Source organism: Streptococcus sp. FSL R7-0248 (genome assembly GCF_037967965.1).
Lineage (GTDB): Bacteria > Bacillota > Bacilli > Lactobacillales > Streptococcaceae > Streptococcus.
The window spans coordinates 569,209-583,243 of record NZ_CP150201.1 but is presented as its reverse complement, the minus strand read 5'-3'; the positions used below and the strand labels follow the sequence as shown (position 1 = coordinate 583,243).

The 14,035-nt window shown below is 40.2% G+C and carries 11 protein-coding genes, 3 tRNA genes and 1 other RNA gene; 3 read left to right on the top strand and 12 right to left on the bottom strand.

Translation table 11 applies throughout. The annotated features are described in order from the left end of the window. The first annotated feature begins 194 nt into the window (after window positions 1–194). The 3 genes from NYE32_RS02910 (at window position 195) to NYE32_RS02900 (ending at window position 3,378) form a co-directional block, all read left to right on the top strand. On the top strand, window positions 195–2,465 hold the full coding sequence (locus NYE32_RS02910) for an ATP-dependent Clp protease ATP-binding subunit (RefSeq protein ID WP_037620401.1): 2,271 nt from the start codon (window positions 195–197) through the stop codon (window positions 2,463–2,465). Window positions 2,466–2,607: 142 nt separating this feature from the next. After that, window positions 2,608–3,066 (top strand): NUDIX hydrolase, encoded by a 459-nt coding sequence (locus NYE32_RS02905; RefSeq protein ID WP_002885978.1) that lies wholly within the window; start codon window positions 2,608–2,610, stop codon window positions 3,064–3,066. A 9-nt stretch (window positions 3,067–3,075) separates the two neighbouring features. Further along, window positions 3,076–3,378 (top strand): DUF1827 family protein, encoded by a 303-nt coding sequence (locus NYE32_RS02900; RefSeq protein ID WP_002885967.1) that lies wholly within the window; start codon window positions 3,076–3,078, stop codon window positions 3,376–3,378. A gap of 45 nt (window positions 3,379–3,423) precedes the next feature. Here NYE32_RS02900 and NYE32_RS02895 read toward each other — a convergent pair whose 3' ends face one another. The 12 genes from NYE32_RS02895 to parC form a co-directional block, all read right to left on the bottom strand. Then, window positions 3,424–4,386, bottom strand: a complete 963-nt coding sequence (locus tag NYE32_RS02895; protein ID WP_021144497.1) for a Gfo/Idh/MocA family oxidoreductase — start codon at window positions 4,384–4,386, stop codon at window positions 3,424–3,426. A 97-nt stretch (window positions 4,387–4,483) separates the two neighbouring features. Then, entirely contained in the window at window positions 4,484–5,719 is a 1,236-nt protein-coding gene (locus tag NYE32_RS02890; protein ID WP_080611478.1) for an aminoacyltransferase, read from the bottom strand. Beyond that, window positions 5,697–6,380, bottom strand: a complete 684-nt coding sequence (locus NYE32_RS02885; protein ID WP_073686444.1) for a VTT domain-containing protein — start codon at window positions 6,378–6,380, stop codon at window positions 5,697–5,699. The genes NYE32_RS02890 and NYE32_RS02885 overlap by 23 nt, the downstream gene beginning before the upstream one ends. Before the next feature lie 82 nt (window positions 6,381–6,462). Continuing rightward, window positions 6,463–7,083 carry a DUF3862 domain-containing protein gene (locus tag NYE32_RS02880; protein ID WP_048675996.1) on the bottom strand — a complete coding sequence of 207 codons (621 nt, stop codon included), beginning with the start codon at window positions 7,081–7,083 and terminating at the stop codon, window positions 6,463–6,465. A gap of 45 nt (window positions 7,084–7,128) precedes the next feature. After that, window positions 7,129–7,478, bottom strand: a transfer-messenger RNA (tmRNA) gene (gene ssrA / locus NYE32_RS02875). 252 nt (window positions 7,479–7,730) lie between these two features. Then, window positions 7,731–7,802: transfer RNA gene (locus NYE32_RS02870), tRNA-Arg, on the bottom strand. 68 nt (window positions 7,803–7,870) lie between these two features. Further along, complete coding sequence (gene rpsA / locus NYE32_RS02865; RefSeq protein WP_003094841.1) at window positions 7,871–9,073, bottom strand: 30S ribosomal protein S1; 1,203 nt, start codon at window positions 9,071–9,073, stop codon at window positions 7,871–7,873. 120 nt (window positions 9,074–9,193) lie between these two features. Next, window positions 9,194–9,265 (bottom strand) — tRNA-Gln (locus NYE32_RS02860). Window positions 9,266–9,333: 68 nt separating this feature from the next. Next, a tRNA-Tyr gene (locus tag NYE32_RS02855) sits at window positions 9,334–9,414 on the bottom strand. A gap of 60 nt (window positions 9,415–9,474) precedes the next feature. Beyond that, entirely contained in the window at window positions 9,475–9,705 is a 231-nt protein-coding gene (locus tag NYE32_RS02850) for a DUF2969 domain-containing protein (RefSeq protein ID WP_060775851.1), read from the bottom strand. A 117-nt stretch (window positions 9,706–9,822) separates the two neighbouring features. After that, window positions 9,823–10,851 (bottom strand): branched-chain amino acid aminotransferase, encoded by a 1,029-nt coding sequence (locus tag NYE32_RS02845; protein WP_256263069.1) that lies wholly within the window; start codon window positions 10,849–10,851, stop codon window positions 9,823–9,825. A 159-nt stretch (window positions 10,852–11,010) separates the two neighbouring features. Further along, window positions 11,011–13,467 (bottom strand): DNA topoisomerase IV subunit A, encoded by a 2,457-nt coding sequence (gene parC, locus NYE32_RS02840; protein ID WP_110980883.1) that lies wholly within the window; start codon window positions 13,465–13,467, stop codon window positions 11,011–11,013. Between the last annotated feature and the right edge of the window lie 568 nt (window positions 13,468–14,035).

Below are 14,035 nucleotides of genomic sequence, written 5' to 3'. Positions count from 1 at the left end.
TATACATTTTAGACAAGCGTTTTTGAATTAAAATTCAACGTTAGCACTCTTGTTAAGAGAGTGCCAAACCTAGATGCTTTTTACTTGCAATCTACCTTCCGCATGCTATAATGGAGTCATAGATTTGACCTTTTTTGACCAAGATTGTTTTCAATAAAGGTCTTTCCCAATTCAGATAGAAAAGAGGTACTGATATGCTCTGTCAAAACTGTAACCTTAATGAAGCTAGTATTCATTTGTATACCAATGTAAACGGTAATCAGCAACAAGTTGACCTCTGTCAAAATTGTTATAAAATCATGAAATCTGACCCAGAGAACCCCCTCAATCAATTCAATCAAACAGGAGGTTCCAACTTCTTCGATGATTTCTTCAGCGACCTAAATAACTTCCGTTCTTCTAACGGCGATCTTCCCAATACACCTCCAACACAAGAAGGTGGTAACCGAGGAAACGGTGGCAATACACAAGGGCCAGGCCGTCCAGGAGGACCACGCCAACAAGCTCCTCAACAGCCACAAGGTCTTCTTGAAGAGTTCGGCATTAACATCACTGACATCGCTCGTCGTGGAGACATTGATCCTGTTATTGGTCGTGACGAGGAAATCATTCGTGTCATCGAAATTCTTAACCGCCGTACCAAGAACAACCCCGTCCTCATCGGTGAACCCGGTGTCGGTAAGACTGCTGTTGTTGAAGGCCTAGCTCAAAAAATCGTTGACGGTAGCGTGCCACAAAAACTCCAAGGCAAACAAGTCATCCGTCTTGATGTGGTCAGCCTGGTTCAAGGGACTGGTATTCGTGGCCAATTTGAAGAACGCATGCAAAAACTCATGGAAGAAATTCGTCAACGTCAGGATGTTATCCTATTTATTGATGAAATCCATGAAATCGTAGGAGCTGGTAATGCTGGTGATGGCAATATGGATGCTGGAAACATCCTAAAACCTGCTCTTGCTCGTGGAGAACTTCAACTGGTCGGAGCAACAACACTCAACGAATACCGCATCATCGAAAAAGATGCCGCCCTAGAGCGTCGTATGCAACCAGTTAAGGTTGACGAACCAACGGTTGAGGAAACTATCACTATTTTGCGTGGTATTCAACCTAAATATCAGGACTACCACCACGTCAAATATACAGACGAAGCTATTACTGCAGCTGCAGAATTGTCCAACCGCTACATTCAAGACCGTTTCTTGCCAGACAAGGCCATCGACCTTCTCGATGAAGCAGGTTCTAAGATGAACTTGACCCTCAACTTTGTTGATCCTAAAGATATCGACAAACGTTTGATTGAGGCTGAAAACCTCAAGGCTCAAGCTACTCGTGACGAAGACTTTGAAAAAGCTGCCTATTTCCGTGATCAAATTGCCAAATACAAGGAAATGCAAAAACAAACCATCAAAGACCAAGATATGCCTGTCATCACAGAAAAACATATCGAAGCCATTGTGGAACAAAAAACCAATATTCCTGTCGGTGATTTGAAAGAAAAAGAACAATCACAACTTCTTAGTCTTGCTGATGATCTTAAATCACATGTTATCGGACAAGATGCCGCAGTTGATAAGATTGCCAAAGCCATCCGTCGTAATCGTGTTGGATTGGGTGCACCAAATCGCCCAATTGGTAGCTTCCTCTTCGTAGGTCCTACAGGAGTCGGTAAAACTGAACTCTCTAAACAATTAGCTATTGAACTCTTTGGTTCAGCTGACAGTATGATTCGTTTCGACATGTCAGAATACATGGAAAAACACGCCGTTGCCAAATTAGTCGGTGCCCCTCCAGGATATGTCGGTTACGACGAAGCTGGTCAGTTAACTGAAAAAGTCCGCCGTAATCCTTATTCACTCATTCTTCTAGATGAGGTTGAAAAAGCTCACCCAGACGTTCTTCACATGTTCCTCCAAGTTCTTGACGACGGTCGCTTGACTGATGGTCAAGGGCGAACTGTAAGTTTCAAGGATACCATCATCATCATGACTTCAAATGCTGGTACAGGTAAAGTAGAAGCTAGCGTTGGCTTTGGAGCTGCCCGTGAAAATCGTACCAATTCTGTGCTTAACCAGCTTGGAGATTTCTTCAGCCCTGAATTCATGAACCGTTTTGACGGTATTATCGAATTCTCTGCCCTTAGCAAGGAAAATCTCCTCACTATCGTGGACCTCATGCTTGATAATGTCAACCAACGCTTGGCTAATAACGGTATCCACCTCAGTGTAACTGAGAAAGTTAAGGAAAAATTGGTTGACCTTGGTTACGATCCTAAGATGGGTGCTCGACCACTACGTCGTACCATCCAAGATCATATTGAAGACGCTATTACTGACTTCTACCTTGAAAATCCAAACGAAAAAGATCTCAAGGCAGTCATGACTTCAAAAGGCCACATCACCATTAAGTCTGCTAAAAAAGCCGAAAAAACTGCTCAGAAAGCTGAGACAGCAAAAGAAACTGATTAAATAAAGAAACCAAGTCGCAATGGCTTGGTTTCTTTATCTTTTCATTTCCTATTTTCAAATTTATCCCTAATTCTGCCTAAATCAATAGGAAAATGAGCAAAATTTTAGTATAATATAGGCAAATAAACGTAAGGAGCAACTCATGAATCCAACATTTGGTGACAAGGTTGAGGGAGCTCATTATCAAACACGTTACGGTGTTTATGCTGTGATTCCTAACCAAGAAAAGACAAAGATTATTTTAGTCCAGGCTCCTAACGGAGCTTGGTTTCTCCCAGGTGGAGAGATCGAAGCAGGCGAGGATCACTATAGCGCATTAGAACGCGAGTTAATTGAAGAACTTGGGTTTACAGCCACTTTAGGCCAGTACTATGGCCAGGCTGATGAATACTTCTATTCAAGCCACCGTGACACTTACTATTACAATCCAGCCTATATTTATGAAGTTGTAGATTTTTCAAAAATTGGCAAACCTCTCGAAGATTTCAATAACCTGGCCTGGTTTCCAATTGACGAAGCCATTGCTAAACTTAAACGTGGCAGTCATAAATGGGGAATCGAACAATGGAAAGAAACTAACACAACAACTGGCAAATCCTAGGAGGAAACTATGAAACTCATTAATACGACCCGTACACACCAAGAACTTGTTCAAAACCAACTTGACAACACGGATGCCTTTCTCGTAGAGACCTACTCTGCTGGGAATACTGATGTTGTCTTTACACAAGCACCTAAGCATTATGAACTCTTGATTTCAAATAAACACCGTGCTGTTAAAGACAATGAATTAGAAGTTATCCGTGAATTCTTCCTCAAACGAAAAATCGACAAGGATATCGTTTTGATGGACAAACTCAGAACAGTACACACTGACAAATTGATTGAGATCTCATTCCCAACAACTGTATAAGACAAAACAAGCAATGGCTAATACCACTGCTTGTTTTTTTGTATGTTACAAAGCTTTCGAAGCTTGATCCAGAACTTCCATAACCTGACGACTATGTTCCAACTGCTTGGCAACACTGTCAAAATCCTTGGTCGCCACCATCTTTTCAAAAGCCACAAATTCATCATGCATACGATGTTGTAGACTATTGAGATTGACGACTCTCTCTTTCTGACCATTGAGGGTGACGCCAATCTCAGGGAGAGTGTTGGTTGCACCAAAAATGGTAATAGCTCCCTTATCTCCTTGAATAGTTGAACGAATCTCGGCACTACAGTCTTTAGCTCCAATGGCAACAGCCTTAAAGTGACCATAGTCCAAAACTAGAATTCCTGACGTATCCACTCCTCGCTCCACATTAGGTAGATATTCCACACGATTAGGCTTACCAAAGAGACCAACCAGGAGATGGATATTATAGATATTAAGATCTCTAAGTGCTCCCCCACCCATTTCAGGGTTGAAGGCAGGAGCAATCTCTCCTCGCTTAAAGGCATCGTAACGTGAAGAATATTGAGAATAATTGATATTCACAATCTTAATATCTCCAATATCAGACAAGGCTTCCTTAATCGCTGTAAAATTAGCCAAATATTGATTGGTAATAGCCTCCATCAAGAGAAGCTCTTTTTCTTGCGCAAGCTTAGCCAGCTCTTCAAACTCTTCCAAATGTAAGGTGAAAGGTTTCTCACAAATAACATGCTTGCCGGCCAAAAGTGCTTTCTTAGCATAATCATAGTGGGTATGGTTGGGCGTTCCCACATAAATCGTATCAACTTCTGGATTGGACAAAATCTCCTCATAATCACTAGTCGCCTGAGCCAAACCATATTGCTTAGCTAAAGCTTTAGCTTTGTCAAGTGATCGTGGTGTCGACATGATAGCTTTAAGCTCAATTCCTTCAATAGTAGTTAACACAGGAAGAACCTCTGTCACAATCATTCCTGTACCCAATAGTGCAAGTTTCATCAACTTACCTCCTTAATTTCTAATCTCTCTTTACAATGGTCCAAGCCCATATAGAGACTTATAATGAAAGAGGACTCAAATCGAAGTCCTCTAAAATTTAAGAACGTCCAAGCAGTTTCTTAACTCCTTGAATCGCTTTGTATTTAAGCGGTTGTGGATAATAGCGGAAGGTTCCCATCTTGCGAACAATGTAACCATTAAAGTTTTGTTTAAATCGCAAAACTCCATCTGAACCATCAAAAATCCCCATAATCCCAAGGAAATTATAGAAAGTAATACCACGTTTGATAGCTTGTGTCATCACATACTCTTGCAAGAGCGCTGGCGCATAAAACTTATTAAACTCAGGATAAGATCCACTAAAGAGATAAACAGCTTCTTGAGGGGTATAGACGAAAAGACTTCCAGCCAGAACAATGTCTTCCTGACCATACTTATCGATAAAGGCAGTTGCCTCTCCCTTACGAACATCAAAAGTCTCAAACTGACTTGATAGTTCTCTCAATTGGTTTTGCTTTTTCTCAGACTTTGGATTAGCCTCTAAATCAGCCTGGAGTTTAACAATTCTAGCCCCCAATTTAGCTTGATCACTTTCCAAATGGTCATAGTAATCTTGAAAATTCAGGGTAGCAACCATAAAATCAGCATTGTCACCAAAAGCATCATAAAAGTCTTGATAATAATCCAACGATTTATCACTATACTCACGACGATCAGAGGTCGCTGAAGTGATTTCTTTAAAAATGGATAACTCATCACGTTTCAGTTTTTTTAATTTAATCCCGAACGTTTTGGCTTTTTTAACCAGAGGTTTTCCCTTTTTACTAAAAGATTTGATGAGATCTTTTTCTTCAATCCCTGATAAATCCTTCACATAGTGCCAGTCAGGTTCACCACCAGGATAGCCTGTCTGTAAACCATCAAAGCTATAGCCTAAATCAGTCAATTGACTAATCAATTGCTTCTGCTCATCACTAGTTGGTTCACCATTACTATCAAAAGTTTGATAAGTATCATAAGGTTTGATTAATAGTTCAAGAGAACCATTTTCCTTAGCATAATCCTTCAAACCTTGGTAAAAGTCGCTTAGATGAGCTGTATTTGAGTGAATCGGTCCACAATTCACCTCCATACGAAGCCCACCAGTCATAGGCATGCTGTAGACAATTGCTGAGACTTCTAGCTGGTCTCCTTCTTTCCAAGCGACATAGCTAATGCTAAATCCACGTTTTTCAAGAAGCTTAGCCATTTCCTCAGTTTGCATAAAAGAACGCTCAGACACTTGTTGAGCATGTGTGTTAAATTCTTCTTTAGTTACTTGAATGAAGCTCATTTTTTTCCTTCCTAAAATGGATAAAGTAAATGACGAGTGAGATAAAAAGCAAGATGGCAAGTACTGCCACTAATGGCATTCGGATTGGACGGATATTAAGCAACAAATCTCCACTAACTGCATAAACAATCGATACTGGCGTCACTCCAATAAGTATCGCCAAAATCCTCGTCCTTGTGGGTAAATTCATTTGAACACAAGCATAATTGACCAGAGCTGATGGTATAAATGGAATAGAGAAGGCCAGTGAAATCCCAATAAAGCGATGCTTAAAGTTCTCAATATAGTTTAGAAGTTTCTCCATGCGTTTGGACTTCTCTGGCTTTTCAAGTCTTCTCAGAATTTCAAAACTAGTCAAATTCCCAAAAGTATTACCAATAATATTCATCGGAATCGCAAGCAAAGGGCCATAGAGTAGCCCAACAAAAATACAAAAAATAGAACTTGAAACTCCAGGAATAGCCGATGACAGAATCATGAGACTAAGAAGGATCAGTGCATTTTGGAAATTAGCCTGCTTAAAAACTTCTCTTAAAAAGGCTTGATCATGCTTAGCGTTGGTCCATTCCTTGATTAAGGGGATGAAGTTATTTAAAAGAGGCCATAAGAATACCAGTATTAAACCGGCTATCCCTATAAAAAATAGTCTTTTTTTGGTCATTACATCTCCATAATTTTAATCGCTCCTTTTATTATAACAAAAAAAAGCCTTCATTGATTTAGAAAGGCATCTTTTACTGCGATTACTTATTAATCAAATTTGCTTGTGACTTGTTTTCCAAGGCACCATTTTTAAAGTTAAGGGTAAGGCTACCTGTTTCACCCTTCTTAGCAACAAGGTTCGAAGACCAAAGCGCTTGTGTCATTGTTGCATCTGAAGAGACTGCAATCGAATAAACATCAGGTGTACCAAGCGTTTTGACAGCATCGTCATAGCTAGTTCCATTTTTGAGATTTTCGTACATCTTCAGTGTGATTTTAGGATCACGGACGTAAGAAAAGTTTGAAATTGACTTAACCACAGTGCTATTGTTAAAGAGTTTCGCTGTAACAACAACATTGTCATACTGCCAATTATAAACATCAAGCTTAGCATCTCCTGCTTGCTCTTGACCAGTTGATGAGGGTTCACCAAACCAGCCCTTCAAGCTATCAAGATTTGAGCCTCCTGAGAATTCTTGAGAAGCATTTGCCATGGTGATTTTATCAAAGTTCTGGCGAACATTCCCATGCTTAACAGTTAAAATCTTTGAAGCCTCATTATCCAGAGATCCCTTCGACTCAGTTTTAGACGAAGATTTTCCACAAGCAGCTAGAGTAAAAAGTGAGAGACCTAAAACGGTCAAAGACAAAAGTTTTTTCATAATAAATTCCTATATACACAAATAAAAGGCTGACGCCTCAAGTATTTATGGAGCCGGTGGGAATCGAACCCACGTCCAAACACCTGCCAACATATTCGTCTACAACCATAGGTTATGTCTTTCATTTAACAGATAGACGACACATAACTCAAGCCTTCTATCTGCGAGCCTATAAATCTCTTTTCAACCAGCTAGGCAATGGTCAAACGTAGCTTATAAATCAATAAAACCTCTAAACAAACATAAGCAATCTGCTAGAAGTCACGCGAGCAGGTGTTTAGGCTGCTACAGCGTAAGAATTAGTATTTTTTGCAGTTATATTTAACTGAGCGTTTACGTCGCCACACGAGTCGCAGAATATGCCTCATAATGCCTGTCGAATCCGTAACGACCCCAATATGAGATACTGAGTATTATATCAAATTCTTTAATAAATTGCAAAAGATTAGCCAAACTGTCTCCCCCCAATAAATCCACTATAGAGACGCTAATACAGTAGTCAACTTTGATTTTAGGATAAGCTAGTAACCATCCATCTGTATGTTTGCCTTTTTCCTTTCAACACTAAAAGATTTTACATAATAATTTCACTAAAACTTAGCAAGAAAAAAACGTTGAGCGAACAAATCATTCAACGTTTTTCTTTTTGCACCCTAAGGGAATCGAACCCCTATCTCAAGAACCGGAATCTTACGTGATATCCATTACACTAAGGGTGCTAACAGTATACTATTATAGCATACTCTAAAATAGAAAAAAAGACATGTTTCCATGCCTCTTTTTTATCTTACAATTCGATATCTCCGAAAAGATCCGCCATTGAGAATCCAGATTGAGTTTCTGGAAGTTCGTAGTCACGTTTTTCTTGACGTTTTGGACGACGTGGACGTGATTGACGTTTTTCGTTGTTTTCGCCTTCAGCGTTAGCTGGACGTTCTTCAAGAGCTTTGATAGAAAGTGATACACGTTCTGCATCAGCGTTTACTTCAAGAACTTTAACAGTAACGTCTTGACCTACTGAAAGAACATCTTTTGGATTTTCAACACGTTTGTGTGAAATTTGAGAGATGTGAACAAGTCCATCGATACCTGGCAATACTTCAACGAAAGCACCGAAGTCAGTCAAGCGTTTAACTTTACCTTCGATAACATCACCAGCAGCAAGTTTTTGTTCAACGCCATCCCATGGTCCAGGTGTTGTTGCTTTAAGTGAAAGTGATACACGTCCTGCTTCTTCGTCGATAGCAAGAACTTTTACTTCAACTTCATCACCTACAGATACAACTGATTTAGGTGAAACGTTACGTTCGTGAGACAATTCAGTCACGTGAACAAGTCCGTCAACACCACCAAGGTCGATGAAAGCACCGAAGCTTGTCAAACGAGCAACTTTACCAGTTACGATTGAACCAACTTCAAGTTTAGAGAAGACTTCTTTACGAGCTTCTGCAGCTTCAGCTTCAACAACTTCACGACGTGAAAGGATGAAACGGTTTTCAGCTGGATCAACTTCTTTAATTTTAGCGTCAAATTCTTGACCTACAAATTGTTCAGTGTTACGAACAAAACGAGTATCGATCATTGAAGCTGGAATAAATCCACGAAGACCTTCAAATTCAACTGAAAGTCCGCCTTTAACAGCGCGTGTTCCTTTAACAGTAACAACTTCTTCTTCACGACCAACAAGTTTATCCCAAGCTTTGCGAGCTTCCAAGCGTTTTTTAGATACAAGGTAAGTTACAGTATCAGTATCTTTACCAACAACTTGACGAAGAACAAGCACTTCAAGTGTTTCACCAACTTTAACAAGGTCTGCAACGTTTGCGTCACGGTCGTTTGTCAATTCACGACGTGTCAAAACACCTTCGATACCAGTTCCTTCGATAACAACATTTGCTTGATCATTATCTACTGAGATAACTTCAGCTGTTACAACGTCACCTGTGTTAACTTCGCTAACACTGTTTAGCAATTCTTCAAATTCGTTCATTCTAAAAAGATCCTCCAACAAGAGCCAGCCAATTCTGACCCTTGATAACAATATATTTTTAAAGGTACCCGCAAAGACAATGGTTAACATAGACGGTGCCAATGCACCCGATACCTTTTACTGGGGTAGCTGGATTCGAACCAACGCATGAGGGAGTCAAAGTCCCTTGCCTTACCGCTTGGCTATACCCCAATAGCAAAATGCTATAAAAAAACATCTAAGTACTTGACATCGACTATCCCGATTCAGTTTCTTAGACATGGAGAGAGAGGGATTCGAACCCCCGAACCCGAAGGAGCGGATTTACAGTCCGCCGCGTTTAGCCTCTTCGCTATCTCTCCTTAAGAACAAGAAATAGTATATCACAGTTTCTTGACCAAAGCAAGCCTTTACTTTGGATTTTAATGATTAAGATTGTACGATTCAATAATGGCAGCTACTGCATCATCCATTTTTTTGTGGAAACCTGCAACATTTTCCTTATCAACAACGGCAAACTTACTATCAATTTCCACAATTTGTCCAATCACTTTCTTGCCAACAAGAAGTTCAAAACCTTCGATGGTTGCCTTGTTGACGACTACTTTGGCATCATTAATTTGGATTTCAATTTTTTTATCTTTTTTACTCATAGATTTATACCCGATACTTGGCTCGAGCCATCCTTTCTTAATGTATCTCCTTAATTCTACCGAAAAAGAAAAAAGCTTGCAAGAGCAAGCCTTAAAATAATCAATTACTATTAAGAATTAGTCAACTTTGACAATCCAGCCTTCTGGTGCTTCAACATCACCAAATTGGATACCTGTCAACTCATCATAAAGTTTACGTGTTACAGGACCTACTTCTGTTTCTGAGTAAAAGACATGGAAGTCATCACCATGTTGTACCCCACCAATTGGTGAGATAACAGCAGCTGTACCGCAGGCACCTGCTTCAACAAATTTATCCAATTCAGAAATCTTAACATCACCTTGGATAGCTTTCATACCGAAGCGATTTTCAGCCAAGTGAAGCAATGAGAACTTGGTGATAGATGGCAAGATAGATGGGCTGAGTGGTGTAATAAATTCGTTATCAGCTGTGATACCAAAGAAGTTTGCAGAACCCACTTCTTCAATCTTAGTGTGAGTTGCTGGATCAAGGTAGATAACATCAGAGAAGTTACGGTCATGTGCAATCTTACCTGGCAACATACTTGCTGCGTAGTTACCACCAACCTTAGCAGCACCTGTACCATGTGGCGCAGCACGGTCATAATCATCTTGAATAAGGAAGTTTGTTGGAGCCAAACCACCCTTGAAGTAGTTACCTACTGGCATAGCAAAAATAGTAAAGATATACTCATCTGCTGGATGCACACCAATAATATCACCAACCCCAATCAAAAGTGGACGGAGATAAAGTGTAGCACCTGTACCATATGGTGGAACGTATTCTTCATTGGCACGCACAACTTGTTTACATGCATCTACAAATTTGTCGACAGAAACTTGTGGCATCAAAAGACGATCAGCAGTACGTTGCAAACGTTTGGCATTTTCATCTGGACGGAACAATTGAATAGAGCCATCTTTAGTACGGTAAGCCTTGAGTCCTTCGAAAGCTTCTTGACCATAGTGAAGGGCTGGAGATGCTTCTGAAATATGCAAAGTTGCATCCTCAGTCAATTGCCCCTCGTCCCATTTACCGTCTTTGAAATATGAGATATAACGGAATGGAAGTTTACGGTAATTAAATCCTAGATTTTCCCAGTCTAAATCAACTGTCATGTGTATGTCCTCTTTTCTGTTACTATGTGCTTCCTAGTATAGTCCTTTTCATTGAAAATTTCAAGGTTGTGTTGCAAAATTCTGACAATTCTTTTTAAAACAGTTCTTTAGTCTCTTAAAGAAAAAAACTCTGCTCTCTAGTAAGAGAACAAAGCTTTCTTATCATTATTTTTCAATAATTTTAGCAGAAAAGACTTCTTTGTCTGCCAACCCTTCAATAAAACTTCCATTGCTAGTACGATCTGAAAGATTTAGAAGGGACAAATCAACCTCTGCAGTTTCACCTGTCGTGGCTGTCACAAGCAAGGTCTGAGGAGCCTCCTCTACTGGTGTTGCTAGAAGATCTATCTCACCACCAGAATTTTCTGTAAAGACTGGACCAGCCGTAAAGACGCGATGTGGTTTCGTCTTAAGCTCACGAAGAACTTGGAGACCTCGACCAGCTCGCTTAGCCTGCGGGATATCAGCTGTAGCCACACGTTTGAGACTGGCTCTTTGTGTTAAAAGGTAGAAACTTTGAGTATTTGCCACAAAAACAGCCTGAACGCTATCATCATCCTTAAGATTGATTGCCTTAACACCTGCTGCCTTGGCCCCAACTACTGGCACTTCGTCCGCGTTAAAGCAAAGGGCATAACCTCTTTGAGTGATAATCATGATATCATCCAATTGAATTGGAGTGACTGTGACAATAAAATCACTATCATCCTTGAGTTTAGCGTATTTAACCGACTTAGACTTGTAGGTACGCCATGGCGTAAATTCCTTGCGTTCGAAACGTTTAATCTGACCCAGCTTGGTAGCTGCTAGGTAAGTACCAGCTTCAAAATCATCCAGGATTTCGGCGTAAAGCACTTCTTCATCCTTAGATAAATTAGTGATGGTTTGTGATAAATGCTCTCCCAAATCCTTCCAACGAATATCTGGCAACTCATGGATTGGACGATAAATCACATTGGCCTGGTTAGTGAACATCAAGAGATGCTGTGTCGTCTTAGCCTGCTGAACCAGAATCAAATCATCATCATCACGTTTTCCGACTTCATCAATCGTTGAAGCATTGAAAGAACGTGGGCTAGTACGTTTGACATAGCCACCACGAGTGATGCTGACATAGGTTTCTTCCTCAACAATCAAACTTGCAGTATCAATTTCAATGGTCTTGGTTTCTGCTTGCAACTCTGAACGACGGTCATTACCAAATTTCTTCTTGATATCACGAAGTTCACGTTTCATGACATTAAACATGGTACGCTCGTCTCCAATGATGGCAGCCAAGGTCGCAATCTGCTCACGTAAATCGGCTTCCTCATTTTGGAGAGTAACGATATCCGTATTGGTCAAACGATAAAGTTGCAAGGTCACGATAGCTTCGGCCTGTTCTTCTGAAAAATCATAGCTGACTTTAAGATTTTCCTTGGCATCTGCCTTATTTTCAGAAGCTCGGATAAGGGCAATAACCTCATCCAAAATAGAGATGACACGGATCAACCCTTCAACAATATGAAGACGTTTTTCAGCTTTTTCCTTATCAAATTTTGAACGGGCAACGATAATATCGCGACGGTGGGCAATGTAGCTAGACAAAATCTTTTGCAAGCCCACTTGACGTGGGGTGAAATTGTCGATAGCTACCATGTTGAAATTGTAGTTGACCTGAAGATCCGTATATTTCAAAAGGTAGTTAAGAATAGTTTGGCTGTCAGCATCCTTCTTAAGTTCAATAGCAATACGCAACCCTGTACGGTCAGACTCATCACGAACTTCTGCAATACCTGGAACCTTGTTATTAACACGAACATCATCGATTTTTTTAACAAGAACTGCCTTATTGACATCGTAAGGAATTTCAGTAACGATGATTTGTTCCTTACCACCTTTGAGTTGTTCAATTTCAGTACGTGAACGCACAACGACGCGGCCCTTACCAGTTTCGTAGGCCTTACGAATCTCATCCTTGCCCTGAATGATAGCCCCTGTTGGGAAATCTGGACCAGGCAAGAATTCCATCAATTTATCCAGTTTAGCAGATGGGTGATCAATCATGTAGACAACGGCATCGATGACTTCTGACAGATTGTGCGGTGGAATGTCTGTGGCATAACCAGCAGAAATCCCTGTAGCACCATTAACCAAGAGGTTTGGAAAGGCTGCAGGTAAAACGGTTGGTTCCTTCTCTGTATCATCAAAGTTCCAAGCCCAAGGAACGGTGTTTTTATCAATATCTTGAAGAAGGTAGCCAGCAATCTCTGACAAACGTGCCTCTGTATAACGCATAGCCGCTGGTGGATCACCATCCATAGAACCGTTGTTACCGTGCATTTCAACTAAGATTTCACGATTCTTCCAGTCCTGAGACATACGCACCATAGCATCATAAATAGAACTATCGCCATGTGGGTGAAAATTACCCATAATGTTACCCACCGACTTGGCAGATTTACGATAGCCCTTGTCATGGGTATTGCCATCCTTATTCATGGAATAAAGAATACGACGTTGAACGGGTTTCAAACCGTCACGAATATCAGGAAGCGCACGCTCCTGAATAATGTACTTGGAGTAGCGTCCAAAACGCTCCCCCATGATGTCCTCAAGGGACATGTTTTGAATATTAGACATAAGATTTCTCTTTATTTTTAGTTTAAGTAATGATTTGAAATAATGTGAAAGACAAATAGTAACTTTCCCACCTCACTGCCACGCCTCACAATGTCCTGCCTTGATTTTTCAACTGTAGAAGAATGGTTTTCACCTTCCTAATTTCTATTTCACCAACCACAAATTGAACGATTGTACTTATCGCAATTAAAATGAAGAATACACAAGATAGTGTCAATGAAGTAGAAAGTTCACCAAAGAATAAGATAAAGTTTATGAGTGTTAAACAAGTCATTATAGAGGCGTTGATTACGAGAACAGTAGCTAATGGGATACGAAATAATCTATAATGATAGATACTTTTTAAAAGTGATGTGATACTACAAGCAACACTTAAGGGAGTAAAAACATACACATTATAGAAGACAAATAACAAACCCGAGTAGGTTCTATCTGAGAATGGATTATCTATCAAAGATAGAAGGAAGGTTACCACTACTAGTATAGGCAGAAGTAAAAAACGTGTTTTTATTGGTCGCTTTTTATAAACACTTAAATAAGCTATTGCCACTCCACAAACAGGGAGGAC

Bases quoted from the DNA above. Each gene is read 5' to 3' on its own strand.
- NYE32_RS02910 (WP_037620401.1), top strand. From the start codon at position 195: ATGCTCTGTCAAAACTGTAACCTTAATGAAGCTAGTATTCATTTGTAT.
- NYE32_RS02905 (WP_002885978.1), top strand. From the start codon at position 2,608: ATGAATCCAACATTTGGTGACAAGGTTGAGGGAGCTCATTATCAAACA.
- NYE32_RS02900 (WP_002885967.1), top strand. From the start codon at position 3,076: ATGAAACTCATTAATACGACCCGTACACACCAAGAACTTGTTCAAAAC.
- NYE32_RS02895 (WP_021144497.1), bottom strand. From the start codon at position 4,386: ATGAAACTTGCACTATTGGGTACAGGAATGATTGTGACAGAGGTTCTT.
- NYE32_RS02890 (WP_080611478.1), bottom strand. From the start codon at position 5,719: ATGAGCTTCATTCAAGTAACTAAAGAAGAATTTAACACACATGCTCAA.
- NYE32_RS02885 (WP_073686444.1), bottom strand. From the start codon at position 6,380: ATGACCAAAAAAAGACTATTTTTTATAGGGATAGCCGGTTTAATACTG.
- NYE32_RS02880 (WP_048675996.1), bottom strand. From the start codon at position 7,083: ATGAAAAAACTTTTGTCTTTGACCGTTTTAGGTCTCTCACTTTTTACT.
- rpsA (WP_003094841.1), bottom strand. From the start codon at position 9,073: ATGAACGAATTTGAAGAATTGCTAAACAGTGTTAGCGAAGTTAACACA.
- NYE32_RS02850 (WP_060775851.1), bottom strand. From the start codon at position 9,705: ATGAGTAAAAAAGATAAAAAAATTGAAATCCAAATTAATGATGCCAAA.
- parC (WP_110980883.1), bottom strand. From the start codon at position 13,467: ATGTCTAATATTCAAAACATGTCCCTTGAGGACATCATGGGGGAGCGT.